The sequence below is a fragment of the Aeromonas sp. s11 genome (assembly GCF_040907945.1).
Classification (GTDB): domain Bacteria; phylum Pseudomonadota; class Gammaproteobacteria; order Enterobacterales; family Aeromonadaceae; genus Aeromonas; species Aeromonas veronii.
Map to the genome: position 1 here is coordinate 277,507 of NZ_JBFOCU010000023.1, position 26,013 is coordinate 303,519.

22 protein-coding genes are annotated in these 26,013 nt (G+C 58.0%); 8 read left to right on the top strand and 14 right to left on the bottom strand.

Features of this window, described 5'->3' with window-relative positions; genetic code table 11:
• Positions 1–6 precede the first annotated feature (6 nt).
• Complete coding sequence (accA, locus tag AB5Y84_RS06275) at positions 7–957, top strand: acetyl-CoA carboxylase carboxyl transferase subunit alpha (protein WP_005338549.1); 951 nt, start codon at positions 7–9, stop codon at positions 955–957.
• Between the two features lie 313 nt (positions 958–1,270).
• On the opposite strand, the gene AB5Y84_RS06280 is transcribed toward accA, so the two are convergent.
• Together AB5Y84_RS06280 and tal are read right to left on the bottom strand one after the other, a co-directional pair.
• Positions 1,271–1,453: a DUF3545 family protein gene (locus AB5Y84_RS06280; protein ID WP_005338547.1), complete on the bottom strand. Its 183-nt coding sequence runs from the start codon at positions 1,451–1,453 to the stop codon at positions 1,271–1,273.
• A 160-nt stretch (positions 1,454–1,613) separates the two neighbouring features.
• On the bottom strand, positions 1,614–2,564 hold the full coding sequence (tal, locus tag AB5Y84_RS06285; RefSeq protein ID WP_005349780.1) for a transaldolase: 951 nt from the start codon (positions 2,562–2,564) through the stop codon (positions 1,614–1,616).
• Positions 2,565–3,265: 701 nt separating this feature from the next.
• On the opposite strand from tal, the gene AB5Y84_RS06290 reads away from it, so the two are divergent.
• Positions 3,266–4,696, top strand: a complete 1,431-nt coding sequence (locus tag AB5Y84_RS06290) for an alanine/glycine:cation symporter family protein (protein WP_368176594.1) — start codon at positions 3,266–3,268, stop codon at positions 4,694–4,696.
• Positions 4,697–4,760: 64 nt separating this feature from the next.
• Here AB5Y84_RS06290 and AB5Y84_RS06295 read toward each other — a convergent pair whose 3' ends face one another.
• The 3 genes from AB5Y84_RS06295 to AB5Y84_RS06305 are packed head-to-tail and all read right to left on the bottom strand — an operon-like array spanning position 4,761 to position 8,678.
• A complete protein-coding gene (locus AB5Y84_RS06295; RefSeq protein WP_368176595.1) occupies positions 4,761–6,776 on the bottom strand; it encodes a transglutaminaseTgpA domain-containing protein in 2,016 nt (671 codons plus the stop codon).
• Positions 6,763–7,758 (bottom strand): DUF58 domain-containing protein, encoded by a 996-nt coding sequence (locus AB5Y84_RS06300; protein ID WP_368176596.1) that lies wholly within the window; start codon positions 7,756–7,758, stop codon positions 6,763–6,765. Before AB5Y84_RS06300 ends, AB5Y84_RS06295 begins: the two co-directional genes overlap by 14 nt.
• A complete protein-coding gene (locus AB5Y84_RS06305) occupies positions 7,758–8,678 on the bottom strand; it encodes an AAA family ATPase (RefSeq protein WP_368176603.1) in 921 nt (306 codons plus the stop codon). Before AB5Y84_RS06305 ends, AB5Y84_RS06300 begins: the two co-directional genes overlap by 1 nt.
• Before the next feature lie 367 nt (positions 8,679–9,045).
• Between AB5Y84_RS06305 and AB5Y84_RS06310 the strand changes: the two genes are divergently transcribed.
• The 3 genes from AB5Y84_RS06310 to dtpB all read left to right on the top strand — a co-directional run bounded on the left by AB5Y84_RS06310 (position 9,046) and on the right by dtpB (position 13,425).
• On the top strand, positions 9,046–10,218 hold the full coding sequence (locus AB5Y84_RS06310; RefSeq protein ID WP_368176597.1) for an MFS transporter: 1,173 nt from the start codon (positions 9,046–9,048) through the stop codon (positions 10,216–10,218).
• A gap of 18 nt (positions 10,219–10,236) precedes the next feature.
• Entirely contained in the window at positions 10,237–11,199 is a 963-nt protein-coding gene (gene yidZ / locus AB5Y84_RS06315) for an HTH-type transcriptional regulator YidZ (protein WP_368176604.1), read from the top strand.
• A gap of 720 nt (positions 11,200–11,919) precedes the next feature.
• Positions 11,920–13,425 carry a dipeptide/tripeptide permease DtpB gene (gene dtpB, locus AB5Y84_RS06320; RefSeq protein ID WP_368176598.1) on the top strand — a complete coding sequence of 502 codons (1,506 nt, stop codon included), beginning with the start codon at positions 11,920–11,922 and terminating at the stop codon, positions 13,423–13,425.
• A gap of 60 nt (positions 13,426–13,485) precedes the next feature.
• Here dtpB and ruvX read toward each other — a convergent pair whose 3' ends face one another.
• From ruvX to metK, 7 genes are all read right to left on the bottom strand, one after another.
• Positions 13,486–13,908 (bottom strand): Holliday junction resolvase RuvX, encoded by a 423-nt coding sequence (gene ruvX, locus AB5Y84_RS06325; protein ID WP_005343821.1) that lies wholly within the window; start codon positions 13,906–13,908, stop codon positions 13,486–13,488.
• Positions 13,909–13,951: 43 nt separating this feature from the next.
• Positions 13,952–14,506 carry a YqgE/AlgH family protein gene (locus AB5Y84_RS06330; RefSeq protein WP_005349793.1) on the bottom strand — a complete coding sequence of 185 codons (555 nt, stop codon included), beginning with the start codon at positions 14,504–14,506 and terminating at the stop codon, positions 13,952–13,954.
• A gap of 202 nt (positions 14,507–14,708) precedes the next feature.
• A complete protein-coding gene (gene gshB, locus AB5Y84_RS06335; protein ID WP_139443201.1) occupies positions 14,709–15,659 on the bottom strand; it encodes a glutathione synthase in 951 nt (316 codons plus the stop codon).
• 114 nt (positions 15,660–15,773) lie between these two features.
• Positions 15,774–16,505: a 16S rRNA (uracil(1498)-N(3))-methyltransferase gene (gene rsmE, locus AB5Y84_RS06340; RefSeq protein WP_042055147.1), complete on the bottom strand. Its 732-nt coding sequence runs from the start codon at positions 16,503–16,505 to the stop codon at positions 15,774–15,776.
• A 120-nt stretch (positions 16,506–16,625) separates the two neighbouring features.
• Complete coding sequence (locus AB5Y84_RS06345) at positions 16,626–17,330, bottom strand: endonuclease (protein WP_368176599.1); 705 nt, start codon at positions 17,328–17,330, stop codon at positions 16,626–16,628.
• Between the two features lie 74 nt (positions 17,331–17,404).
• Positions 17,405–17,932, bottom strand: a complete 528-nt coding sequence (locus AB5Y84_RS06350; RefSeq protein ID WP_158111015.1) for a SprT family zinc-dependent metalloprotease — start codon at positions 17,930–17,932, stop codon at positions 17,405–17,407.
• 68 nt (positions 17,933–18,000) lie between these two features.
• Entirely contained in the window at positions 18,001–19,152 is a 1,152-nt protein-coding gene (gene metK, locus AB5Y84_RS06355; protein WP_005338519.1) for a methionine adenosyltransferase, read from the bottom strand.
• A gap of 349 nt (positions 19,153–19,501) precedes the next feature.
• Between metK and tkt the strand changes: the two genes are divergently transcribed.
• Both tkt and AB5Y84_RS06365 read left to right on the top strand, forming a co-directional pair.
• Positions 19,502–21,493: a transketolase gene (tkt, locus tag AB5Y84_RS06360; protein WP_149153405.1), complete on the top strand. Its 1,992-nt coding sequence runs from the start codon at positions 19,502–19,504 to the stop codon at positions 21,491–21,493.
• Between the two features lie 208 nt (positions 21,494–21,701).
• On the top strand, positions 21,702–22,535 hold the full coding sequence (locus tag AB5Y84_RS06365) for a hypothetical protein (protein ID WP_368176600.1): 834 nt from the start codon (positions 21,702–21,704) through the stop codon (positions 22,533–22,535).
• Positions 22,536–22,677: 142 nt separating this feature from the next.
• Here AB5Y84_RS06365 and AB5Y84_RS06370 read toward each other — a convergent pair whose 3' ends face one another.
• Together AB5Y84_RS06370 and AB5Y84_RS06375 are read right to left on the bottom strand one after the other, a co-directional pair.
• Positions 22,678–23,943: a RidA family protein gene (locus AB5Y84_RS06370; RefSeq protein WP_368176601.1), complete on the bottom strand. Its 1,266-nt coding sequence runs from the start codon at positions 23,941–23,943 to the stop codon at positions 22,678–22,680.
• Positions 23,944–24,533: 590 nt separating this feature from the next.
• Positions 24,534–24,713: a hypothetical protein gene (locus AB5Y84_RS06375; protein WP_368176602.1), complete on the bottom strand. Its 180-nt coding sequence runs from the start codon at positions 24,711–24,713 to the stop codon at positions 24,534–24,536.
• Between the two features lie 410 nt (positions 24,714–25,123).
• Between AB5Y84_RS06375 and AB5Y84_RS06380 the strand changes: the two genes are divergently transcribed.
• Positions 25,124–25,996 (top strand): hypothetical protein, encoded by an 873-nt coding sequence (locus tag AB5Y84_RS06380; protein ID WP_201947399.1) that lies wholly within the window; start codon positions 25,124–25,126, stop codon positions 25,994–25,996.
• Positions 25,997–26,013 lie beyond the last annotated feature (17 nt).

Genomic DNA, 26,013 nt, shown 5'->3' on the forward strand with positions numbered 1-26,013 from the left:
GGCCCTATGAGTCTTTTTCTGGATTTTGAACAGCCGATTGCCGAGTTGCAGGCGCAGATTGATGAACTCAAACATGTGAGTGAAGGCAATCACGCCGTGGATCTGAAAGACGAGATCCGCCGGCTGGAGAAGAAAAACGAAGAGCTGACCAAGAAGATCTTCGGTGATCTGGGTGCCTGGCAGGTATCCCAGATGGCGCGTCATCCCCAGCGCCCCTACACCTTTGACTATATCGAGCATATCTTCACCGATTTCGACGAGTTGGCTGGCGATCGCGCCTATGCCGATGACAAGGCTATCGTCGGCGGCATCGCCCGTCTCGACGGTGAGCCGGTGATGGTGATTGGTCACCAGAAGGGTCGCGAGACCAAAGAGAAAATCAAGCGCAACTTCGGCATGCCGCGTCCGGAAGGATACCGCAAGGCCCTGCGTCTGATGGAGATGGCCGAGCGCTTCAAGATGCCGATCATCACCTTTATCGACACCCCGGGCGCTTACCCAGGCGTCGGTGCCGAAGAGCGTGGCCAGTCCGAGGCGATTGCCCGCAACCTGAAAGTGATGGCCGGTCTGACCGTGCCGGTGGTCTGCACCGTGATCGGTGAAGGCGGCTCCGGTGGTGCGCTGGCTATCGGCGTGGGGGATCGCGTCAACATGCTGCAGTACTCCACCTACTCCGTCATCTCGCCGGAAGGGTGTGCCTCCATCCTGTGGAAGAGCGCTGACAAGGCCTCCGTAGCTGCCGAAGCGATGGGGATCACTGCCCAGCGTCTGAAAGAGCTCAAGCTGATCGACCACGTGATCGACGAGCCCCTCGGCGGTGCCCACCGCGATGTGGAGAAGATGGCCAAAAACCTCAAGGCTCGCATCAAGCAGGATCTGGACGCCCTGCGTCCGCTCGATACCGAGCAACTGCTGGAGCAGCGCTACCAGCGTCTGCTGGGCTACGGCTACTGCTAAGCGCAGCCGACAGCCCCGAGTATTCAGGCCCCCGTCATCGACGGGGGCTTTTTATTGCTGATGACATGTCTTGCGGTGATTGCCCCAATGCGCCCTGAAACGGCGCAGTTCAGTCTTCGCGGGTGAGGTGCATGGTCGGTATGCCATGCCGTTGGTGAGGGCTGTCAGGGACTGTGGCAACCCGTTGTCTGTCGCCTGCCCGCTGCATCCTGTGGCATCGCTGGCGATGGCACGACAAGCCGCTTGATCATCCGATTGCGGCATAAAAAAGCGCCCCGGCTGTGCGGAGCGCTTTTACAGGTGTCTGGCGGTATTACAGTTCAATCTCGTCTGTAAGACCTTCATAGGCGATATCGATGGATTGCAGCTCCTTCTGCAGGCGATGTTTGTCTTTCAACGCCTCGATTTCACGCCATTTACGTTTTTTTCCCGTTGTCCCGCGGCTACGCGAACCGAGTTCAACCACCTCGTCATAATCGAAGTTGAACATTTCCATGGCTCCCTCCTTGGTTTTTATCGTTTTCACCACCCGTATAACATAACGAATCTGAAATTAAAACGTTTTCGTGACGACTCTATGACAACGCTAAAAAAGCCCATGAAAAAAAACCGGGCCCCTTGGTGGGGGCCCGGTTTTTATCAGAAAAAAGAACCGATTACAGGCGGCTTGCCAGCATGGTTTCCAGCTTGCCCTGGTCGATGGCAAACATGCGGATGCCTTCGCCCAGCTTCTCGTGAGCCATGGCGTCTTGGTTCAGTTCCCAGCGAAATTCGGCTTCGGTCATCGGAGTCGGTTTGGCCTTGCGCTCACCGGTGTAGTCCAGTTTGCGTACCACGGCGCCTTCGGTCTTGCTCAGCTCTTCCAGCAGGGCCGGGCCAATGGTCAGGCGGTCGCAACCGGCCAGTTCCAGGATCTCGCCGGTGTTGCGGAAGCTGGCGCCCATCACGACAGTCGGGTAGTCGTGCTGCTTGTAGTAGTTGTAGATGGAGGTGACGGAGACCACGCCCGGATCTTCGCTGGCGGTGTAATCACGGCCATTTTTGGCCTTGTACCAGTCGAGGATACGACCCACGAACGGGGAGATCAGGAAGGCACCGGCTTCGGCACAGGCACGGGCTTGGGCGAAGGAGAACAGCAGGGTCAGGTTGCACTGGATACCCTCTTTCTCCAGAACCTCGGCGGCACGGATCCCTTCCCAGGTGGAGGCCAGCTTGATCAGAATGCGGTCGTTGCTGATACCCGCTTCGTTGTAGAGACGGATCAGCTTGCGGGCCTTGGCGATGCTGGCTTCGGTATCGAAGGAGAGGCGGGCATCCACTTCGGTAGAGATGCGGCCAGGAACGATCTTCAGCACTTCCAGACCGATGTTGACGGCCAGCTTGTCGCCCGCGTCGATGATTTGCTGTGCCTTGTCCTGGCTCTGGGCTTTGGCCCACTTGATGGCGTCTTCGATCAGCGGAGCGTACTCGGGGATCTCGGAGGCCTTCAGAACCAGAGAGGGGTTGGTGGTGGCATCGATGGGCTGATAGCGTTTGATGGCTTCGATATCACCGGTGTCGGCAACAACAGTGGTCAGGGCTTTCAGCTGGGTTAATTTATCGGCCATAGCGAATATCATCTCTTAATGAGGGAGTAATCCCTGGGTTGCGGGCTTGAGACGGTGGTTCTGAAATAAAATTACAGGATCTTGGTGCCTCAGGCTCAGAAAAGCGCGATGGGGGCGGCCCATCGTCATTGCCTGCCTAATTAATACTGATGTAGTGCATCCTGCAATAGGGGCGCTTGGTTGTTAAACATTCAGGCTGTTGAGTTATCCCGTTTTATGGCTTGAAACTATATGATTAGTAAGGTTTTTTACATTTCCTCCCGACCTCGCTCCGGTTTGCTTTCAGTTGAACTTTTTTAGCCAATATCCATATTTGTGTCGTCGATCACATAAATTATCTCGCTACGTACTTGAAATTTAATTACAGCGAAAACGTTTGGCGAAATATCGCCGTTTGAAAACCATTTCATGCAAGCGTTTGCGTTTTCGGATAGCTCATCAGGGATATATCAAAATGGTTCTCTTATGGGGCTTAATGGTGGCCTGTCTGATTGAATTATTGAGTTTGTTGAAAGTTTGCGATTTAAATGGAGCTTTATGGGCTTTTACCGTTCGTTTTTTGTGTCTCGCGTGACCGGGATCACTATTCCGGGCTCTCCCGCTGTGCTAGATTCCGCCCCTTTAGCGAAACGCTAATTAAACGACAGACAGAAAACGGTCAGCGCAGACTGGCCATGGATGTGAATAACAACGAGAGAATTATGGACACCTTGATTGCGATGCTAAACGACCTGATGTGGGGAGCCGTGCTCATCTACCTGCTCATCGGGGTCGGTATCTTTTTCACCTTCCGCCTGGGTTTTATCCAGATCCGTCACTTTGGCCACATGTTTTCCGTGCTGAAAAACAGCCGTAAATCGGACAACGCGGGCATCTCCTCCTTCCAGGCCCTCTGTACCAGCCTTGCCGCCCGTGTCGGCACCGGCAACCTGGCCGGTGTGGCTGTCGCCATCTATCTGGGTGGCCCCGGCGCCATCTTCTGGATGTGGCTGATTGCCTTTATCGGCATGGCGACCGCCTTCGTCGAAAGCACCCTGGCCCAGCTCTACAAGGTCAAGGATGAGGATGGCAACTACCGTGGTGGCCCGGCCTACTACATGGAGAAAGGCCTTGGCATGCGCTGGATGGGGGTGGTCTTCTCGCTCTGTCTGATCCTGGCGTTTGGTCTGGTGTTCAACGCGGTGCAGGCCAACTCCATCAGTTTGGCGATGAAGGTGGCGTTTGGCATTCCTGACTGGGTCAGCGGTCTGGCGCTGGTGGCGCTCTCCGGCCTGATTATCTTCGGCGGCATTCGTGGCATAGCCCGTTTTGCCGAGCTGGTGGTGCCCTTTATGGCACTGGCCTACATCCTGCTGGCGCTGCTGATCGTGGCGATGAACATCACCGAGTTGCCCCATGTCTTCATGCTGATCATCAAGTCCGCCTTCGGGATTGAGCAGGCAGGCTCGGGTGCGCTCGGTTATGCCATCTCCCAGGCGATGATCAACGGTATCAAGCGCGGTCTCTTCTCTAACGAAGCGGGGATGGGCTCTGCGCCCAACGCTGCGGCGACTGCCACTCCCTATCCGCCGCACCCGGCCTCCCAGGGTTATGTGCAGATGCTGGGGGTCTTTATGGACACCATCGTCATCTGCAGCTGTACCGCCGCCATCATCCTGATGTCCGGTCAGTTTGAGCCGGGATCCGGCGTGACCGGTGTCGAGCTGACCCAGCGGGCGCTCTCCTCCCAGATTGGCAGCGGTGGCAACATCTTCATTGCGGCGGCCATCTTCTTCTTCGCCTTCACCTCTATCGTGGCGAACTACTCCTATGCCGAGACCAATCTGGTGTTCCTCGAGCACAACCACAAGGGTGGCCTGATGCTGTTCCGGGTGTTCGTGCTGGGGATGGTGATGTTCGGTGCCGTGGGTGAGTTGCCGATCGTGTGGGCGATGGCGGATGTCTCCATGGGTCTGATGGCCATCGTCAACCTGGTGGCGATCCTGCTGCTCTCCAGCGTCGCCATCAAGCTGGCCAAGGATTACAACGACCAGCTCCGGCTGGGCAAGGTGCCCACCTTCGATGCCAACAAATACCCCGAGATCCGCTCCCAGCTGGAAGAGGGGATCTGGGACAATCCGACCAAAAAATAACAAGCGGTGAGTCAAACCTCTTGATTAAAACCTGAAGGGGGGAGCCGGTGGCTCCCCCCTTCTTTTATGGCGCACTCGTTGGCTGTTGATCCCAGCGCTGGGCGAGCTGTCTGACACGCCGTCGTAACTGGCGCCCGCAGCGCCCTTGTTGCCGGTCGCTGAGGGGGGCATAACGCCAGAGTCGATAGAGCCACGCACTCTTTAGCAGGGAGTGGGCAAGGTCGGGACGCAGCCGTGCCAGCCGCTCGCACCATGCCCCCATGCTCTCGGCGGGCTCTGGGGGATAGCCGCTGCGTTTACCCCGTTTGAGCAGGGGCTGCCAGATGCGCCGCTCTGGCGGCAGGCGGGCGGGCAACAGCAGGGGCAGGCTCACCAGCAGGGCGACCAGCATCAGGCTGGCGAGGATCAACCAGGGAGTGTGTCCCGCCAGTGCAGGCCAGCGCAGGCCAATTTGCTGCCAGAGCTGGCCCGCATCGTAACCAATCACCCAGCGACTCCACTGGTAGTCGATATTGTTGCCCCACCAGCGCAGTTGATTGAGCAGAGCCCAGTTGCGATAACGCTGCAAAGCGAGGGGGTCGGCAGCGGTAAACTCGTCGCTCAGCGCTTCCCTCACGCCGCCTTCAATACGCTCCGGCGCCACTACAGCCGTGGGGTCGATTCGCCGCCACTTTCCCCCTTCATCGAGATACTCCACCCAGGCGTGAGCATCGAACTGGTGTACCGCCAGATAGTTGCCTCTGGGATTCCACTCGCCGCCGAGATAACCGGTGACCAGCCGTGTCGGAATACCGGCAGCGCGCAGCACGAAAGCGGTCGCCATGGCGTAGTGGCCGCAAAAGCCCTGCTTGGTATCGAACAGGAACTCATCCACCCTGTCACGGTCAAGTCGTGGCGGGGTCAGGGTGTAGTAATAGGATTGGCTGCGAAACTGCGCGAGCAGGGCGGCGACCAGCTTTGCGCGTTCTGGATAGCGCACAGCCAGCCCTTGGCCATGGGCGCGCGCTCTCGGGTTGCCTCCGGCTGGCAGTTGCAGGTTGCGCTGGGCGGCTTGGTGGTCATCCTCGGGCAGCGCTTCGCCACTGCCAATGCGATAGCGGATCGCCACCTCGCCGCTTCCCTGACGATAGAGGGTGTCGAGAGGGGTAAGCAGCACCGGACCCGCCAGCAGGCGCGGTTCACTCAGGGCAAAGGCCCAGCGGTGGCGCTGGGGCTCGGCGATCACCTCGTAGCTCCCGGCGGGCAACGGACTATCTGCCAGTTGAGTGTTGGCCTGTGAAGAGGGTGCCAGAAGGGTCAGCCCGGTCTGCACCGGCACTGTCTGCTGCCATGCTTTGACCTTGGGGCTCAGCAACCAGCGCTGACCATCGAAAACTTCTTGGCGCATCACCGGAAAATAGCGCTCGCGGACAGGGGGCGGGCCATCGGCAAAAGTGACCCGAAACGCCAGTTCCGAGGAGTTGACCAGTTCGCTGATATCGCCGGGGGCCAGCTCTTCCGAGAGCCCCGACAGGGCGCGGCTGGTGGTGGGCATCTGCCAGAGGGGCGGGAGCTTTGGCAGCAGCATAAATAGAGTGATAAGCAGGGGAAGCGCCAGCAGCAGGGCACCGCCCGCACTGCGCCATGGCCTTTTCTGTTCGGGGGCGACGGCGGCCACCAGCGCGGTCACTGCCAGCCAGAGCGCTACTGTCATTCCGGCCGTCCAGCCGATGTTCTGTCGCTGCACCAGCGCCAGCGCGATAAGAAAGAAGGCGAGCAGAAGCACCAGCTCGATATCCCGCTCGCGCCGTACCTCGATCATCTTGAGGCTATAGCCGAGCCAGAGCAGATTGATCAGGGCGGGCAGGGTGCCCAAGCCACGCCACTGTAGTCCCAGCAACAGCACAGTGGTGATGGCCAGCAGCGCCAACCTGCGGGCAGGCAGGGGCGGCCAGCCGCGCCACAGCATCATGGCCCGGACGCCGAGGGTCATGGCGCCTACTGCCATCACCCAGAGCTGCAACTGTGGCCAGAGCGCCGCGACCAGCAGCAGCTGTTGCAGGGCGATGAGTGGTAACAGGCGGCGGTTATCGAGCAGCATCGGGCGTGCTCTTCGGTGGTGTTGCATCGAATTGGGCCAGTGCCAGCAGGCAGCGCTGCACAAAGGCGGCGCCGCTATCGGGTCCCAGCGTCTGGTTTGTCAGTGTCAGGGTAAAGGGGATGCCCCGCTTGCCGTAATCTGCGCACCACCAGGCCAGCACTGCCAGCCGCTGCTCCAGATCCCCACCCGCGACCCGCTGTAAGGTGAGGTGGCTGTCATCCTGCTGTGGTTCATGGAACTGTTTGGTCAGCAAGCCGCGCCCCTGGGCAAGCTGCTTCCAGGCGACCCGGCTCAGTGGTTCACCGGCCTGATGTGTCCGTAGGGTATCAAAGTCACCGAGAGTGGCCGGAGCGGGCTGGCCCTGATGTCCTTCGCTTTCGGTCGCATGTTCCCCTCTTAGCGCCCCGAACATCGGTTTGGGGGCGAGCCAGCCCTCCAGTTGCAAGTCCAGCAGGGACCAGCAGCGAAACAGACCGAGGGGGTAGCGGCTCTCGACCTGCAATCGGCCAAGGGGCAGTGGCCCGCGGCGAGAGCCCGATACCGGCAGGATAACAGTGCGGGACACAGCGTCGGCCTGTGCCAGCCAGAGGATGCCTTCGTTGAGGCTAAAGCTGAGTGCCTGTATCGGGCGCGGGCTCTGCACCAAGATACGGATAGGAAGCTGGCTACCCGCTTCCCCCAGCACCAGCGGCCCACCCAGCAGCTCCAGCCCCAGCAGGTTGCGGTGGGTGAGCCACATGGCTGCCATAAACAGGCTGCCGAGGCAGTAGGCCACCAGCAGTACCAGATTGTTCTGGTAGTTGGTGCCTAGCAGATAGATGGTGAGCAGCACCAGCAGATAGAGCAGCCCCATGCGGGTGGGGAGGATAAAGAGGCTGCGGGTACCCAGCGTGATCTGGCGGGCCGGGGGAATGCGGCGGTCGAGCCAGCGTCGCTGCCAGCGGGCTCGCCACTGCTGCCAACGGTTTAGCAATTTGCTCATCAGGGATTGTCCGGATCGACCCTGGCCAGCAATCGCTGGCTCAGGGGACAGGCTTCGCCGTGCTGTACGCCAAAGCTGCCCCGCAGCCGATGCTCGGCCACATAGGGGAAGACTGCCTGCACATCCTCCACCGTGACAAAGCGCCGCCCCGCCACCAGCGCCCAGGCCCGGCTCACCGCCAGCAAGGTCTGGGCTGCCCGGGGGGAGAGGGGCTGCGGCAACTCCCCATCAAAGCGGCTCTGGTGCACCAGTGCCAGCAGGTAGTCGAGGGTGGCATCGGAAACATGGATAGCATCCCCTTCGCTTTGCAAGGTGGTGAGTCCGGCAGCATCCAGCATGGCGGGCAACGGGCCGCTCGGCTGGTGGCCCCGCAGTAGCTGGCGCTCCGCCTCTCGTGGTGGAAAACCCAGCGAGAGTCGCACGGCGAAGCGGTCGAGTTGGGACTCCGGCAGCGGATAGGTGCCCGCCTGATCCGCCGGATTCTGAGTGGCGATGACGAAAAATGGATCGGGGAGTGGGTGCGTATTCCCCTCAATGCTCACCTTGCCCTCGGCCATCGCCTCCAGCAGGGCGCTCTGCACCTTGGGGCTGGCACGGTTGATCTCGTCCGCCAGCAGCACCTGGGTGAAGATGGGGCCGGGGTGAAAGCGAAATGTTTGCTGCTGGGGGTCAAAAATCTGAAGCCCCAGCAGGTCGGCGGGGAGCAGATCGGCGGTGAACTGCATCCGCCTGCATGCAAGCCCCAGCACCTGTGCCAGCGCGTGGGCCAGGGTGGTCTTGCCCATACCGGGCAGATCCTCGATCAGCAGATGACCGCGCGCCAGCAGGGTCACCAGCGCGATTTTCAGTTGCAGCGGCTTGCCCAGAATGACTTGCTCCAGTGCCGCCAGCAGCCCGGCAATCTGCTCTTCTCTTTTCATTACCTTCATACACATTCCCTGTATTGCGTCGCACCTACAGCTTATACGCCCGCAAGGGCGAAGGCGGATAACAGACGGGCGGTAAAAGTGCAGCGCAGGGATGGCAATGAGCGGGAGGTGACGCGGTTTATTAGTGAGTCTGCTCGATTCAATATGGCCGTCCAGGCACGTAACTCAATACAATATTTCCTGATTGGAATGTACCGATCGCCATCTCTTCACTAGGTGAGGGCGCTGGGCGCCCATATAGTTGCCCCCATTGCGACGCACTGTGTTGCTACCTTTGTCACCACCTTGGCCCTGCCTACTCTTCGCCTGTTGCTGCCATCTGGCGGGAGCTGGCGGGTCAATCAGCTATGGAGCATCCATGCCTGTATTCCTGTTGTGCACTTTTCTGATGATCATCCTCTATCCGGTCGGGATCGATCTCTATCTGGTCGCCGTGCCCAAGATTGCCGATGCCCTGCAGGCGAGCGAGGCGCAGATCCATACCGCCTTCTCCATTTATCTGTTTGGCATGGCGGCGACCGTGCTGTTGGGCGGGATGATTGCCGATCGCTTCGGGCGGCGCTGGGTGGTGCTCGGTGGCGCGCTGATTTTTGTCCTTGCCTCGCTGGTAGCAGGCAATGCGGAGGGGATCAGCCAGTTCTATTTCGGCCGTTTCTGGCAGGGAGTCGGGGCGGGGGCGCTCTATATCATGACCTTTACCGTGCTGCGGGACGTGCTGTGTCAGGAGCGGCTGGCGATGGCGCTCTCGATGATCAACGGGGTGATCTGCGTGATCCCGGTGCTGGCGCCGGTGCTCGGTTACCTCATCCTGTCACATTTTGATTGGCGCGGGATCTTCGTGGCGATGGCGCTGGTGGCGGCCGTTAGCGGTCTGGTGAACTTGCTTCTGCTCAAGGAGACCCGTCCGGCCCGGCAACCGGGGAGTGGCGCTGCGCTGCCCTTTGCCCTGCTGCGCTCGCCGCGCTTTATGCTGCTATCCCTGCTGACCAGTGCCAGCGTGACCGCCATTCTGGTCTATGTCAGCGTCTCGCCGCTGATCCTGATGAAGGAGTTTGGCTTCACCACCGAGCAGTACTCCATCGTGATGATGGTGATGGCCGGCGTGAGTATGTCCACCTCTTTCCTGACGCCCCTGCTGTTGCGACGTTTGGGCAAACAGAAGGTGCTGGCGGTGGCTCATCTCTCCTATCTGCTGGCGGCGTGCTCACTGATCGGCAGCTGGCAGGCGGGGGGCGATATCCATCTGCTGCTGCCGGGGTTTGCGCTGGTCTGTGTCGGCTTCTCCTGTGGGTTCGGGGTGGCGATGGGGGAGGCGCTCGATGGTTGCCAGCACAATGTGGCGTTCGCTAGCGCGGTGCTCTGCATCATGCAGATCAGCCTCTCCGGCCTCTATATCTGGCTGCTGGGCCAACTTGGCTTTGCCCCGACCGAGATGCTGATCTGCGCTCTGCTGCTGGCACTGCTCAGTTACCTGGCTGTCAGAGGGCTGTTACCATGGCTCGCGCTTCGTGAAGTGCGGTCGCAGGGCTGATGGAAGATGAGAGGGGATATGCGCAATCTGGGTGAACTCGATTTGAACCTGCTGGTGGTGTTCAAGTACCTGATGCAGGAGCGCAGTGTGGCAGGGGCGGCCAAAAAGCTCTGTGTCACTCCGTCGGCGGTGAGCAAGTCTCTGGCCAAATTGCGGGAGTGGTTTGACGATCCCCTGTTTGTGCGGGTGCGGCAGGGGTTGCAGCCCACCAACCTCTCCCTGACCCTGGAGGAGGAGCTGAAGGTCTGGTTCCAGCTCACCGACAGCATCACCTCGCTCAATAGCGAGGCGATCCCAGACGGTGCCCGTTTCACGCTGGTGATGGAGTCCCCCTTCTACATCAGCTTCCTGAGCGATCTGCCCATGACCATCTACCAGAAGTACCCCCACTCGGTAGTCAGGATGCTGGGGTGGGATCACCACTCCCTCAACGACATCGTCAATGGCGATGCGGATCTCGGCTTTTGTGCCCGCGAGACCCATGGCCGCTCCTTGGCCAAGGTCAACCGCTTGCCTTATTACATCGATCACGAGGTGCTGTTCACCGATCGCCCGGTGGTTTTTTTGCGCAAGGATCACCCATTGCTCGAGCAGAAGTGGTCGCTGGAGAACTTTCTGGCCTGCCCCCAGATCAGCATGGTGTGGGAAGCGAACGATACCTGGGCTCTCGACAGTCTGCTGGAGGACGAGGGGCTGAAGCGGGAGGTGCCCATCATGGTCTCCAGCTTCGAGCAGGCGCTGCATATTGCCTCCCAGTCGAGCCACGAGCTGATTGCGGTGACTCCTTCCTACTGCGGTGGTTATGCCAGTCGGCATCACTGCAATCTGATCGCCATGCCGCTGCCGCTACCCGAAAAGCTCTACGCTCAGCTGGAGATCGCCTTCATCCTGTTGTGGCACAAACGGCACAATCAGGATGCCAAGGTGATGTGGCTGCGCAACGAGATCCGGCGACTCTACAATGACGAATTGCCACGCTAATGTGGTCGTGACGGTGCCCATCGATCAGCCGGAGTAATTTGCTCCGGCTTTTTGTTGTCGCATCGCCCGGATGAGCGGGATTTGGCACGACTGAAGTGCTGCGTCCGGGGGGCATGGGTTCAAGCTGTGTGCCATTCAACTCTCTTTATGCACAGATTGGCATTGGTTGCACGTCTCGAGTGAAGCTATTTTCACGAAAAAAACTCATGTGGTTTCATTAGAAAACTTCACTGACGGTCACTTTTAAAGTGTGATCGACCATTAAGTTCCTTTATTTGCAGTGATATAGCATGACTCCCCTTGGAATGGCGGGGTTAGATAGCGCCTGTGTAGTGTGATAGCCAGTAGAGCGCGACGTGAGCCAGCCCCACAGGTCGTCTGTGGCCGTGCCATGCCCCGGCTATCTGGCCACCAGCCATGAGTGACGGAGCAGAGGGGAATAAGCATCAAGGTTGATAGACCGGCTTGAGTAAAGGGATGCTGCAAAGGTAGAACCCGGAGCCGGCAACTGTACTGGGAGACGCCACTCACCATCCCCCGATAACCCGTAATTGAAACCGGCTAGATGAAAGACACCTTTCATCGAACGGGGCCCGTGCACCCGAAAATAGCCAGATTGGCAGGCTGACTGTGCTCCCCGTTATGGCAATGGCGGGCAAAAAATAGTGCGGCAGCCACCACCAGATTAATAAAAATAAATCTCAGCAAAGGCAGGTTACTATGCGTCCAGCAACAGCACCGACCGGGTTGTTACAACAACCCAAACCCTTCTTTATGATATTTTTCGTCGAACTCTGGGAGCGCTTCGGTTATTACGGCGTGCAGGGGATATTGGCGGTCTTCTTTGTGCAACAACTGGGATTTTCCCAAGAGCAATCCTTTATTACTTTCGGTGCCTTCTCTGCGTTGGTATATGGCCTGATCTCGGTCGGCGGCTATGTCGGCGACCATGTGCTCGGCACCAAGCGCACCATGGTGCTGGGGGCCGTGGTGCTGGTGATAGGCTACTTTATGACCGGCCTCTCTATCTACAATCCCGACCTGATTTTCTATGCGCTGGGCACCATTGCAGTCGGTAACTGCCTGTTCAAGGCCAATCCGGCCAGCCTGCTTTCAAAATGCTACCAGCCAAAAGATCCGCGGCTGGATGGGGCGTTTACCCTGTTCTATATGTCGATCAATATCGGCTCCCTTATTTCCCTCTCGCTGGCACCGGTGATTGCCGATCACTACGGCTACACCGTGACCTATAACCTGTGCGGGGTGGGGCTGATTATTGCGCTGCTCACCTTCTTTGCCTGCCGCAATATGGTCAAGGATATTGGCTCCGAGCCGGATCACCTGCCACTGAATTACAGCAAGCTGCTGCTGGTTATATTGGGCTCGGTAGCCATGGTCTTCTTTTGCGCCTGGCTGATGCACCATGTGGTGATCGCCAATATGGTGCTGATGACGGTGACCATCGCCGTGGTGATCTTCTTCTTTCGCGAGGCATTCAGGCTCGACACAGTGGACCGCAACAAGATGTATGTGGCCTTCGTGCTGATGCTGGAGGCGGTGCTCTTCTATGTGCTGTATGCCCAGATGCCGACGTCTCTGAACTTCTTTGCCATCAACAACATGCACCACGAGATGTTGGGTATGAGCGTCAACCCCATCAGCTTCCAGGCGCTCAACCCCTTCTGGGTGGTGGTGGGTAGCCCGGTACTCGCGATGATCTATACCCGAATGGGCAGCAAGGGGCGGGATCTCACCATGCCGCTCAAGTTCACCCTCGGGATGTTCTTCTGCTCGCTGGGCTTTCTGACGGCGGCAGCATCCGGCTGGTGGTTTGCCGATGAGCAGGGGCTAACCTCCCCCTGGTTTATGGTGCTTATCTACCTGTTCCAGAGTCTGGGCGAGCTGATGATCAGTGCGCTGGGACTGGCGATGGTCGCCGCGCTGGTGCCACAACGCCTGATGGGCTTCATTCTCGGAATGTGGTTCCTGACTCAAGCGATGGCGTCCCTGCTGGGTGGCTATGTGGCGACCTTTACCGCCGTGCCGCAAGGTGTGACGGATCCGCTGCAAACTTTGCCCATTTACACCGGCGTATTTGGCAAGATCGGGATGGCGACCCTGCTGATTGCGGTGGTGATGGGGCTGATGGTGCCCTGGCTCAACCGGATGATGAATGCGACGCCGACAGAGGTCGAGGGGCTGGTGGCGGGTCAATCACAGGCGTAATGAGGGGAGGATAGTGCGAGACAAGGCAAGGGCTGCGACCCTTGCCTTGCTGTTGATGGCTTAGTTGTACTGCTCTTCCATCCAGGCTTCGACGATCAGCTGCGCCGATACCCCGTCCACACTGCCTTTCTCCAGCGCGCGATAGCCGCCTCGCTCAAACAGCCGGGCGCGGGCATCTGTGGTGGTGAGTCGCTCATCCTTGAACTCCACCGGCTTGCCGAAACGGCCATGCAGCCGGTTGCCGAATTTGCGAGCCCGTACCGTGATCTCCTGATCGGTGCCATCCATGTTCAGCGGCAGACCGACCACCAGCAGATCCGGTTGCCACTCCTTGAGCAGCTTCTCAATCTCGTCCCAGTTGGGGATGCCGTCGTTGGCCTTGAGGGCGCGCAGAGGCTGGGCTGTGCCAGTCAGCTCCTGACCGATGGCGACGCCAATGCTCTTGGTGCCATAGTCAAAGCCCATGATGCTGCGTGATGACATAACTGATAAATCCTCGAAATAGAGAGCGGAGCGGGCCAGCCGATCAGCTGTGGCCGATGTCGCTGGAGAGGTGAACCGGGTTCACCCCTATGCTGGCGGCAGCTTGCTGCCAACGTTTGTGAATGGGGGTCTTGAACACCAGAGCCGGATTGGGGGGGATCACCAGCCAGGCGCCATCCACCAGCTCCTGCTCCAGCTGCCCGGCGCTCCAGCCGGCATAACCAAGGGCCACCAGCCAATGGGCAGGGGCCTCGCTTGTACCCAGAGTTTCCAGAATATCCTTGGAGGTGGTCACCATCATCTCATCCCCCACCTGCAGGGTGGAGTTGAAGCCGGGTCGGAAGCTGTGCAGCACGAAGCCGCGATCGGCGTGAACCGGCCCCCCTTGCAGCACCGGCTGCTTGAGTTCCGGGTTGTTGGGCGGATTGAGCTGGAGCTGGGTCAGCATGGTTTCCAGCGACATCTCGACCGGAATGTTGACGACCAGTCCCATGGCGCCCTCTTCGTTGTGCTCGCACAGATAGACCAGCGAGCGCTCGAAGTAGGGATCCGTCAGGCTTGGCATGGCAAGCAGGAAGTGATTTTGCAGTGTTTGCATAGAGGCCAAATAGTGCAAAGGTATTTGAGGTCAATTATGGCAGTTGATCCCCATGGGAAAAACCGCTTTTTGGGCTGGGCGAGATCCCGCCCCTTTCCGGATCGCCTTGAAACAGAGAGGGTGGCGCTGGGCCACCCTCTCTGTTTTGGGGCTTGTCGGGGGCGGGTTACCCCTGAACAGGCCGGTTTAGCCTGCCTGGCGATTATTTGTCCAGCCGACGCTCGATGGCATCCATCAACATGCCGGTGATGTGCACATCGAAGGCCGCTTCAATCTCGCGAATGCAGGTCGGGCTGGTGACGTTAATCTCGGTCAGGCGATCGCCGATGATATCGAGGCCAACGAAGATAAGGCCCTTCTCTTTCAACGTCGGGCCCACCGCACGGGCGATGGCCCAGTCAGCTTCGCTCAGGGGGCGCGCTTCACCGCGGCCACCGGCTGCCAGATTGCCACGGGTTTCGCCTTGCGCCGGAATACGGGCGAGGCAGTAGGGAACCGGTTCACCGTCCACCACCAGCACCCGCTTGTCGCCATCCTTGATGGCGGGCAGATAGGTCTGCGCCATGCAGTACTGGCTGCCGTGGGCGGTCAGGGTCTCGATAATCACGCCGACGTTGGCGTCATCTTCCTTCATGCGGAAGATGGAGGCGCCGCCCATGCCATCCAAGGGCTTCAAGATCACGTCTTTGTGCTTCGCGTGGAAGGCGCGCAGCTTGTCGGCGCGGCGGGTCACCAGCGTGGTCGGGGTGTGCTCGGCAAACCAGGCGGTGTAGAGCTTCTCGTTGGCGTCGCGCAGGCTCTGCGGCTTGTTGACGATGAGGCAACCCTCATCCTCGGCCCGCTCCAGCATGTAGGTGGCGTAGATAAATTCGGTGTCGAACGGCGGATCCTTGCGCATCAGGATCACATCGAGGTTGGAGAGGGGCTGATCCACCACCTCGCCCAGGGTGTACCAGTCGGCATAGTCATATTTGACGGTGAGCGGGCGCATGGTGCCAAAGGCGCGACCGGCTTCCATGTAGAGATCCTTCATCTCCAGATAGAAGAGCTCATAGCCGCGCTTTTGCGCCTCTTCGAGCATGGCAAAGCTGGAATCTTTCTTGATGTTGATGGCCGAGATGGGGTCCATCACGATGCCGAGTTTAATGGTCATCCGCTGTTCCTTCTTAATGGCTCGATAGGGTTGTAGGGTCGATTAGCGCAGCGTAATCGGCCGCTTGCGGCTGCGTCGATGCAGCCATAGGGTTGATTGATGCGGCCGATAGTATCAAGCGAGATCGCCGAAGCGGCACTGCAGCGCAGTAATCGCAGTCAGGGCGGCGGTTTCGGTGCGCAGCACCCGCGGCCCCAGCAGCATCTCTTTGAAATCTTCCTGCACGGTACGGGCGATCTCGTCGCTCGACAAGCCCCCTTCCGGGCCAATCAGCAGGCGCACGCCGTGCTCGGGAACGGGCAGGGTGTTGATGCTGTACTCGGCCCGCGGATGCAGGTTGAGCTTGAGCTCCTTGGTCTCTTCTGCCAGCCAGGCGTCCAGCTCCATCGGCATGCGCACCTCTGGCACCACGTTGCGGCCGCACTGTTCGCAGGCGCTGATCACCACCTTCTGCCACTGCTCGCGTTTCTTCTCCAGTCGATCGGCTGGCAGCTTGACGCCGCAGCGCTCGGAGAAGAGCGGGGTGATGCAGGTGACGCCCAGCTCCACCGATTTCTGGATGGTGAAGTCCATCTTGTCGCCACGGCTGATCACCTGACCCAGATGGATGGCCAGCGGTGACTCCACCGATTGGGTATCGCAGCTGTCGATGGTCACTTCCACCGACTTCTTGCCGACGCTGGCGATGGTGGCGGGATATTGATTGCCATCGCCGTTGAACAGCTCGAGCTGCTGGCCCGGCTGCATGCGCAGTACCCGGCCTATATGGTTGGCGCCGTCTTCCGACAGGGCGATGGTCTGGCCAACTTGCAGGGTGGCCGGTTCATAGATACGTGGAATGCGCATGGCTGCTTGTCAGTCTCTTGCTTGGAAACCCTTTATATCCTGCGGCGAGCAAGGCTCACGCGGCAGTAGGGAAGGGTTTCATGATTAGGAGGGGCGCTCCCCCTCCCCGGTCAAATGGGGTTATTGGCACTGCTTTTCAATAAAGGGATTGGTATTGCCCTGCAGCTTGCCGATGCGGCGATTGCGCTCGCACTCCCAGCTCTCTGCCGGGTACTGGCGATCCCAGGCTTCAAACAGTTTACGCTGTTGCGCTGCCATACGCAGCCCATACTGCTGGCTCATGTAGAGGTAGGCGCGGGCAATCTGGCCCCGTACCGGCCCCTTGGGTGGTTGCACCCGACGATCCTTGAAATCCACCAGCATCTGGCACTGACCGTACTGATCCGGCTTGCCGTTCCAGTCGGAGAAGCGGTAGTTGGCGCGATCGCCGTTCACTTCGCCAATGGCGGGGAAGAGGTTGTGCATGTCCCCCTCCATCTTGTTGAACTCGGGGCTCGCCTTTTCGCAGTTCTTGCGACCGCCATCCTGCCAGCACTGCAGCTGGTGGCCGAACTCCCAGGCCGGTACCACGTGTTCCCACTCGATGCGGGCGGCGCGCTTGGCCTGCTTGCGCGGCTCATAGCCGCAGCTGGCGAGATCCGGGCTCATCTTCTTGCCCTGATAGTCGATGTCACAGCCGCAGTAGAAGGTGGTGACCGCAGGCTGGCTGCGATAGAGCTTCACCAGATCCTGCTTGGCTTCACGAAAGGTCTGGGCGTGCAGGGGGGCGCTGAGCAGCGGCAAACCGGCCAGCAGGGTCAGGGCGAGGGAGGAGATGAAACGCATGGGATTCCTTGCAAAACGGGGTGATTGACGAACGATGGCGGGCACCCTATCACAGGGGCGCGACACAAGCTGGCTTACTGCTCTGGCTCCGGCCGTTCCCGCTCCAGCGGCTGCTTGCAGCGGCGGCAGTGGTAGCGGGCCTCGCCGCGCACCACCTTGTTGTGGCGGCGAATAGAGAGCTGATGCTGCTGGCAGTGACAGCGATAGGGCACGGTGCGCTGGGCCAGTACCGCCAGATCGAAGCTGTGGGTGGTTCTGGGCTCAAGGCCGAACACCTCCCGCATCACCGATTGCCACTGGCGGCCGTGGGGCAAGACCCGGCTTTTGCCGCGACCTTCACCCCACAGGGCATAGACCAGCAGATGGGCCACCTCGTGGGGCACCACCTCATCCAGAAACGCCTGCTGGTTGGCCTGATAGAGGGCGGGATTGAAGCGCAGCTCCCAGGTTTGCAGCCGCGCCGATCCTGCCGCCCGGCCCCGCATATTGCAGTAGATCCGAGGGCGGGGGAAGGTGCGGCCAAGGCGCGCCTCGGCCTGCACAAAGCAGGCTTCTACGCGTTGTTGCAGCAGGGCGACAAGCTGGGAAGGGGTGGCAGACATCAACATCTCGTCAGATAGCGGATAAGCAAAAGGGGAGCCAGGCTCCCCTTTTATCACAACAGCGAGCCTTACAGGCCAGCGGCAGAACGCAGCAGCTCGGCCTTGTCGGTCTGCTCCCACGGGAACTCGTCGCGACCGAAGTGACCGTAGGCAGCGGTAGCCTGGTAGATCGGACGCTTCAGATCCAGCATTTCGATCAGGCCATACGGGCGCAGTTCAAAGTGCTCGCGCACCAGCTTGACCAGCAGCTCCTCGGCGACCTTGGCAGTACCGAAGGTTTCGACGCTGATGGAGGTCGGCTCGGCCACGCCGATAGCGTAGGAGATCTGGATTTCACAGCGATCGGCCAGACCGGCGGCAACGATGTTTTTGGCAACGTAGCGGGCGGCGTAGGCAGCGGAGCGGTCAACCTTGGACGGATCCTTGCCGGAGAAGGCGCCACCACCGTGACGGGCCATGCCGCCGTAGGTGTCGACGATGATCTTGCGACCGGTCAGACCGCAGTCACCCATTGGGCCGCCGATAACGAAACGGCCGGTCGGGTTGATGAAGTATTTGGTGTCCTTGTTGACCCACTCGGCCGGCAGCACCGGCTTGATGATCTCTTCGCGTACCGCTTCAACCAGATCTTTGTGGCTGATGGATTCGGCGTGCTGGGTAGACAGTACAACGGCATCCACACCGATGATCTTGCCTGCGTCGTCGTAGGCGAAGGTCAGCTGGCTCTTGGCATCCGGACGCAGCCACGGCAGGGTGCCGTTCTTGCGCACTTCAGCCTGACGCTTCACCAGCAGGTGAGAGTAGGTGATGGGGGCCGGCATCAGCACGTCGGTTTCGTTGGTGGCGTAGCCGAACATCAGGCCCTGGTCGCCAGCGCCCTGCTCCAGCGGATCGCTGCGGTCAACGCCCTGGTTGATGTCCGGGGACTGCTTGCCGATGGCGTTCAGCACGGCGCAGGAGTCAGCGTCGAAGCCCATGTCGGAGTGGGTGTAGCCGATTTCACGCACGGTATCACGCACGATCTCTTCGATATCAACCCAGGCAGAGGTGGTTACTTCACCGGCCACCATGACCATACCGGTCTTGACCAGGGTCTCGCAGGCGACACGGGCCTTGGTATCTTGCTTGAGGATGGCGTCCAGTACCGCATCGGAGATCTGGTCCGCAATCTTGTCGGGATGGCCTTCGGAGACCGACTCGGAAGTAAACAGCTTTGCCATGATAAGAGTCTCAGCTTGTCTGGGTTATCGCCACAGCAATAACCGGATGAATGGGATGGTGTAGAGGTATCTACATCTGGACGTCTATTTTAATTAGCGCCCCCCGTGATTGCCAGCACTATTTTGTCGCGCAGTGTCCAATGGGTCACAAGCGGTGCTCTCCTATCCCGAAAGGGATGGGAATCAAACGTTTTTCTCTGGTTGCTTTGGTCAATAGAGGGCAAGAAAAGCGATTGTCCTCCCAAAGCCACTTTATTCATCCAGATAATATTTGCACGCCGCGCGCCCTGCTGGGACAATAACGCGCCTTAATCTTGGCCATCAAATGAAGCAATCGCAGGAGATTCAGATGCCTTCTCGTAAAGAGCTTGCCAATGCCATTCGTGCATTGAGTATGGATGCCGTTCAAAAAGCCAACTCCGGTCACCCGGGCGCCCCCATGGGAATGGCGGATATCGCCGAAGTGCTGTGGCGTAGCCACCTCAGACATAACCCGAACAACCCCAAGTGGGCCGACCGCGACCGTTTCATTCTCTCCAACGGCCACGGCTCCATGCTGCTGTACTCCCTGCTGCACCTCTCCGGTTATGACCTCTCCATCGACGATCTGAAAAACTTCCGCCAACTGCACTCTCGCACCCCGGGTCACCCGGAGTACGGCTATGCACCGGGCGTTGAAACCACCACTGGCCCGCTGGGTCAGGGCATCACCAACGCCGTTGGTATGGCGATCGCCGAAAAAGCCATGGCTGAGCAGTTCAACCAGCCGGGCCACGACATCGTTGACCACTACACCTATGCCTTTATGGGCGACGGCTGCCTGATGGAAGGTATCTCCCACGAAGCGTGCTCTCTGGCAGGTACCCTGCAACTGGGCAAACTGATCGCGTTCTGGGATGACAACGGTATCTCCATCGACGGTCACGTAGAAGGCTGGTTCACCGACGACACCGTCAAGCGCTTCGAAGCCTACGGCTGGCACGTTATCCCGGCTGTTGACGGTCACAGCCCGGAAGCTATCAATGCCGCCATCGAAGCCGCCAAGGCCGAGACCGGCAAGCCGACCCTGATCTGCTGCCGCACCATCATCGGTTACGGTTCTCCGAACAAATCCGGTTCTCACGACTGCCACGGCTCACCGCTGGGCAACGACGAGATCGCCGCTGCTCGCGCGTTCCTGAAGTGGGACCACGCGCCGTTCGTTATCCCGGCCGATATCGCTGCCGAGTGGAACGCTCAGGAGAAGGGTGCTGCACTGGAAGCCGACTGGGCTGCCAAGTTCGCCGCCTATGAAGCCGCTCACCCGACTCTGGCTGCCGAATTCAAGCGCCGCACCGCTGGCGAACTGCCGGCCAACTGGGCTGCCGAATCCGCCAAGATCATCGAAACCCTGCAAGCTAACCCGGCCAAGATTGCGACCCGTAAAGCGTCCCAGAACTCTCTGGAAGCGTTCGGCAAGCTGCTGCCGGAGTTCATGGGCGGCTCTGCCGACCTGGCTCCGTCCAACCTGACCATGTGGTCCGGCTCCAAGTCTCTGACCAACGACGATGCCTCCGGCAACTACATCCACTACGGTGTACGCGAGTTCGGCATGTCCGCCATCATGAACGGTATCGCCCTGCACGGTGGTTTCATCCCCTACGGCGCCACCTTCCTGATGTTTATGGAGTACGCTCGCAACGCTCTGCGCATGGCCGCCCTGATGAAGCAGCGCGCCATCTTCGTTTACACCCACGACTCCATCGGTCTGGGTGAAGATGGCCCGACTCACCAGCCGGTTGAGCAGATCGCCTCCCTGCGTCTGACTCCGAACATGAGCACCTGGCGTCCGTGTGACCAGGTTGAATCCGCCATCGCCTGGAAACACGCCATCGAGCGTACCGACGGCCCGACCTCTCTGATCTTCTCTCGTCAGAACCTGGCCCAGATGGACCGTACTGCCCAGCAGTTGGCCGATACCGCCAAGGGTGGCTACGTGCTGAAGGATTGCGCCGGTACTCCGGAGCTGATCCTGATCGCCACCGGTTCCGAAGTGGAACTGGCCGTTGCCGCCTATGAGCAGCTGACTGCCAAGGGCCGTGCCGTGCGCGTGGTCTCTCTGCCGTCTACCGACGTGTTCGATGCCCAGTCTGCCGAGTACAAAGAGTCCGTCCTGCCGGCCTCTGTCACCAAGCGTGTGGCCATCGAAGCCGGCATCGCTGACTACTGGTACAAGTACGTCGGTTTCGGCGGCAAGATCATCGGTATGACCACCTTCGGTGAGTCCGCACCGGCCGAGCTGCTGTTCAAGGAATTCGGCTTTACCGTGGAAAACGTGGTTGCGACCGCAGAGTCCCTGTAATAGCTGACCATTGGGCCACTCTGGCCCAATAGCCGGAAAATAAAGCGCCCTCCATCGCAAGATGGGGGGCGTTTTTATTTCTTACTACATTTTATTGGCTTGAAGAAAGTCATGCTTATTTTGTTTAAAAATCTGTATAGTATTTCCATTTTTTGACCTCTAGTAATATTGTGTTGTTAGATCAGGAGCATAAGATGGGAGGATTTAAGTGTTATTTGAAAAACCTAATATAAAAAGACCTATTTCTTTAGATACTGTTTGTTTATTTCTAGTTGTTGTCATTGCAACGGCATATATAACCTATGGCGTTTGTGTAGTTTATGGTTTGGTTGGTACCTTTGACAGTAGCTATAAAATAACATTCTTGGACATTATTAATGGTTTTGCCCAAATAGCGACCTCATTAGCTTTCGGATTAGCATTGCTGCAATATAGAAAAAGTGTCATTCAACAAAGACAGCTTATTATTGCTTCGGAGGCAAGAGTACAAATAGATAAAATGGTCGTGGTTATTGAAAACATCAAAGTGGGTAATGACAGCAATTTAATTAATCTTGACCAGTCAATGACTCAGTTGTCAAACATAGCAAATAACTTCGATGAACTATATAGTGCGATGAAGGAGGATATTCATAAAGCAATCGTGAGAATGCAATGGCAAGATATGCATTTTAACTATTTACGACGAGCTTTCAATGAGATAGACCCTATAGTAATTATTAGAAACGAATCATCGATAAGTGACGAAGAATTAGATTTAGCTATGGTTGATGCTCAAAAGGAATCAGAAAAAGTAATTGATGTTTACAAAAAGTATACTTTTTTAAAAGCATTGGTAAATCACCACAGTATTTCTGATAAGTTTTCATTTAAAAACAAATTCAATTCTTTAGATATGTTTGTAGTTTATTTTTTGAATGATAAAAATTTAGACTGTTTATTCTATGGTTTAATGTCTCATGTTGATATTAGAGCTTGCGCACCTATATTAGCTGTAGCTGAGCCAAGTAAATGGGCTTTGGAAAAAATCCCAAATAGATAAACAAAGTTAATTTGTAGAATAGATTGGTGAAGCGTAATCGGACGCTCGCGTTCTTTAAGACAATGCCATAAAAATAATATCCCTTCCTGTTACCTAAAAAGAGACCGGCATTTAGCCGGTCTCTTTTTATTTATCGCAACCCTTACGCCTGCGGCGGGGTACTTTCCGCATTGGACATCACAGCATCAATTTGCACCAGGGCACCGGCGGGCAGTTCGCTGACTCCGAATACGGTGCGGGCAGGCAGATAACCCGGGAAGTATTTGGTGTAGATGGCGTTGACCGCATCCAGATCGGCGATATTGCCGAGCTGGATATTGACCTTGACGATATCGTCCATCACATGGCCGATGCTCTCCACAATCGCTTTGATATTGCTGAGGCACTGGGCCGTCTGCTCCTTGATGCAGCCAGCCAGGATCTTGCCGGTGGCAGGGTCAATCGGCAGTTGGGCAGAGAGATGGTTGTAGTGGGAGAAGGCGACGGTCTGGCAATGGAGCGGGCTGCGCGGTGCCTTGTCGGTATTGCGGGCACGGATCACCAGATTGTGACGGTCTTCCACCAGTTGCGGCGGGGTGCCGTCACCGTGGGAGATGACCGCATCCATCTGCACCCGAGCCCCCATGGGCAGGGCGGCGGCACTGACCACCGAGCGGGCGGGCAGATAGGCGACGGCGCGGGCAATGGCGGAGTCGGGGAAGAAGGTGGTGTAGACCTCGTTGACGGCTTCCAGATCGGCCAGATCGGTCAGATAGACGGTAACCTTGACGATATCGTCAAACGGCACGTCGATGCTCTCCAGCACCGCCTTGATATTGCGCAGGCACTGGCCCGCCTGCTCCTTGATGCCACCGGCAACCAGCTGGCCCGAGGCGGCATCGACCGGCAGCTGGGCGCCGATATTGTTGTAGTGGGAGAAGGCCACGGTGTGGGTGGAGAGCGGATTGTGCGGCGCCTTGTCACTGTTGCGGGCCAGTTTAATCAGCGGGCAAGGATCTTGCGGGAAGGTACCTTCGCCGTTGGAGATGATGGCATCGATCTGCACCAGCGCGCCCAGCGGCAGGGCGGCGACGGCGAGGGTGGTGCGGGTCGGCAGATAGCCCGGGAAGAATTCGCGATAGACGGCGTTGACCGCCTCAAGATCCGCCATCTCTTTCAGGAAGATGGTCGCTTTCACCATATCGTCCATCACATGGCCGATGCTCTCGATGATCGCCTTGAGGTTGCTCAGGCACTGTCTGGCCTGCGCGGTGACATCGCCACTCACCATCTTGCCGGTGGCGGGATCGACCGGCAGCTGGGCGGAGATATTGTTGTAATGAGAAAACGCCACCGTTTGGGTGCAGGGGCCCAGATCCTGGGGTGCATGGGGGGTATTTCTTGCCGACTTGATGATGGTGCCATTCATAGATATGCCTCTTTTTAATATTTGTTGTTCATTCAGGTACAGGTTTACCCCATCTTGTTGTGCGCCACGGCCACTACGCCAGCGACGGCATCCCCGGTTATTATTTGTGATCCACTCAATTACTGAGAGGAATAAGGGAGAAGAGGACAGGGTAGATATTTCAGACGCTGCGATTCTATGAGTGGCTATCAGGGGTTGCAAACCGCTGATTGCATTTCTATGAGATGGCTCAATGGGCGCAAATTTAATCATATTGCTATTCAATTCACCCGAAATAGGAGCCAATTTGTGTGCAAATGGTGCCGAACCGGCGGACAGCCTTGTCCTGACTGGGTTTGCCCTCCCCCTCTTCGGGGTATTGGCGTGTGAATAAAGGGTTAATATTATGCACCGATGTGCAAATAATGCATATTATGGTGCATGGATATCTGTTTTCAGATTTTTTAAGGGGCTATGAAAATTCCCGTGAATATGCATATCCACCTTATTAAAGATACCTCTGGAATATAATTCACGGCTTTTGCATTCCTCTCTGTTAATGATTATTCCGGCATACTCGATGACACCTTGCTGGCAGCCGGGATCTGTTATTAGCGCCATAAAATGCTATGCCATGAATTTGCACGGCGGATCTGCTCCTGCTGCACAGGAGTGGGGAGCATGGCGTTGGCGTTGGCGTTGGCGTTGGCGTGACGCTGTGCGGGAGCGGTGGTGCTGGATGAGAGGTAGCGTTGGATGAGGGGCGGTGGTGGCAATACGCGTCTCTTCACTCCGGTTGCATCACCCGATGGGTGGGGTTGCCCCGCGTCGTCGCTTTTTCCACTTTTTGAGAGTTTGTCCTATCTGCCCCTCATCGGTGGCTGGTTGTGATGATTGGGATGGTTTTCAGGGCTCGGGAACAGCTCAGGTGACTTCGCAGGAATAAAGTTCAATGTACTGTTTTTAAAGGAAAATGCGTCAAAAAATGGATTTATCGACCGCTTTCTATGGTTTCTTGATGAAACTGTTAATTAGTGGCGTGATTGCGAGTCAGGTCGCTTTTTTCAATCGCTATTAATCGTATGATTAATAAGGTAATCAAGGAGCCCTGACGGAGAGCATCGATGCACCGGCAGGCCATTGCCCAGGATTGGCAAGCGAGATCGCGTCGCGATCATCATTACCTGACTGTGGAGGATTTATGCTGGGTTTCGTTCTGGGCGATATGTATTGTCAAACATCTGGACAGCGGTTACCTCCTCGCCTGGGAAAGAGCTTTCCCATTCCTGCCGATTACCGACTGCGCGGCCGGGTATCCGCCGCCATCATGACCATCGAGAGCCTGCTCGATACCCCTTATCCGCAAAAGCAGTTTCGTGATCTGGTCTTTGGCGCCTTTATCGAGCGCCAGCGTCGGCTGTTTGGCGAACATGTGATTGTGGCCCGCATGGAAGGGGAGGAGGGGCTGGAACTGTCGATTGACCTCTCGTTTGTCAGCACCGCCGTACCTGTGGGCCTCTTGGCCATCTCTGAAGAGCTGGCCCTCGCCACGGCGCCGCGTCCCAAGAAGAGCCATCCCCACTACGAGGCGCTGTGCAAGGCGATCGACTGCATGGTGATGCTGATGTTTTATGGCAAGGTGATCCGCCAGCGGAATACGGTGTTGGAAAATATCGGCCATCAGTTTGGTTATCAGCCCGCGGCGACCCTGACGGTGCGTGTTGGCAAGGGTGGGGAGGATGATTACTACGCCTTCATGGTCAATATCATGACCTGTATTGCTCACTCCAACTCGCTCAAGGAGGCGCTGGAGAATGCCAGCCGGATGGGAATTCAGGAGCCCGCTTTCTTCTGCATCGTCGGGGCGATTGCCAGCACTCTGTGGGGCGTTCCCAGACAGTGGGCGTATCAAGCCTCACAGCTGATCCATCGCTCCCACCACCACTACATCCAGAATCTGCTTCGCTGTGAAACCCGTGCCGGGCGGCGCCATATCAATCTGGAGCCGCCAAAGCCCCCGCTGTTTGCACCGATCCGGCAACAGGTTGTACGTCTGTTCAAGGGGGCACACTGATCCGCAGCCCCCTTGTC

What these genes read in the sequence shown, in the direction of transcription:
- accA (WP_005338549.1), top strand. Translation starts at nt 7, where the DNA reads ATGAGTCTTTTTCTGGATTTTGAACAGCCGATTGCCGAGTTGCAGGCG.
- AB5Y84_RS06280 (WP_005338547.1), bottom strand. Translation starts at nt 1,453, where the DNA reads ATGGAAATGTTCAACTTCGATTATGACGAGGTGGTTGAACTCGGTTCG.
- tal (WP_005349780.1), bottom strand. Translation starts at nt 2,564, where the DNA reads ATGGCCGATAAATTAACCCAGCTGAAAGCCCTGACCACTGTTGTTGCC.
- AB5Y84_RS06290 (WP_368176594.1), top strand. Translation starts at nt 3,266, where the DNA reads ATGGACACCTTGATTGCGATGCTAAACGACCTGATGTGGGGAGCCGTG.
- AB5Y84_RS06295 (WP_368176595.1), bottom strand. Translation starts at nt 6,776, where the DNA reads ATGCTGCTCGATAACCGCCGCCTGTTACCACTCATCGCCCTGCAACAG.
- AB5Y84_RS06300 (WP_368176596.1), bottom strand. Translation starts at nt 7,758, where the DNA reads ATGAGCAAATTGCTAAACCGTTGGCAGCAGTGGCGAGCCCGCTGGCAG.
- AB5Y84_RS06305 (WP_368176603.1), bottom strand. Translation starts at nt 8,678, where the DNA reads ATGAAAAGAGAAGAGCAGATTGCCGGGCTGCTGGCGGCACTGGAGCAA.
- AB5Y84_RS06310 (WP_368176597.1), top strand. Translation starts at nt 9,046, where the DNA reads ATGCCTGTATTCCTGTTGTGCACTTTTCTGATGATCATCCTCTATCCG.
- yidZ (WP_368176604.1), top strand. Translation starts at nt 10,237, where the DNA reads ATGCGCAATCTGGGTGAACTCGATTTGAACCTGCTGGTGGTGTTCAAG.
- dtpB (WP_368176598.1), top strand. Translation starts at nt 11,920, where the DNA reads ATGCGTCCAGCAACAGCACCGACCGGGTTGTTACAACAACCCAAACCC.
- ruvX (WP_005343821.1), bottom strand. Translation starts at nt 13,908, where the DNA reads ATGTCATCACGCAGCATCATGGGCTTTGACTATGGCACCAAGAGCATT.
- AB5Y84_RS06330 (WP_005349793.1), bottom strand. Translation starts at nt 14,506, where the DNA reads ATGCAAACACTGCAAAATCACTTCCTGCTTGCCATGCCAAGCCTGACG.
- gshB (WP_139443201.1), bottom strand. Translation starts at nt 15,659, where the DNA reads ATGACCATTAAACTCGGCATCGTGATGGACCCCATCTCGGCCATCAAC.
- rsmE (WP_042055147.1), bottom strand. Translation starts at nt 16,505, where the DNA reads ATGCGCATTCCACGTATCTATGAACCGGCCACCCTGCAAGTTGGCCAG.
- AB5Y84_RS06345 (WP_368176599.1), bottom strand. Translation starts at nt 17,330, where the DNA reads ATGCGTTTCATCTCCTCCCTCGCCCTGACCCTGCTGGCCGGTTTGCCG.
- AB5Y84_RS06350 (WP_158111015.1), bottom strand. Translation starts at nt 17,932, where the DNA reads ATGTCTGCCACCCCTTCCCAGCTTGTCGCCCTGCTGCAACAACGCGTA.
- metK (WP_005338519.1), bottom strand. Translation starts at nt 19,152, where the DNA reads ATGGCAAAGCTGTTTACTTCCGAGTCGGTCTCCGAAGGCCATCCCGAC.
- tkt (WP_149153405.1), top strand. Translation starts at nt 19,502, where the DNA reads ATGCCTTCTCGTAAAGAGCTTGCCAATGCCATTCGTGCATTGAGTATG.
- AB5Y84_RS06370 (WP_368176601.1), bottom strand. Translation starts at nt 23,943, where the DNA reads ATGAATGGCACCATCATCAAGTCGGCAAGAAATACCCCCCATGCACCC.
- AB5Y84_RS06380 (WP_201947399.1), top strand. Translation starts at nt 25,124, where the DNA reads ATGCTGGGTTTCGTTCTGGGCGATATGTATTGTCAAACATCTGGACAG.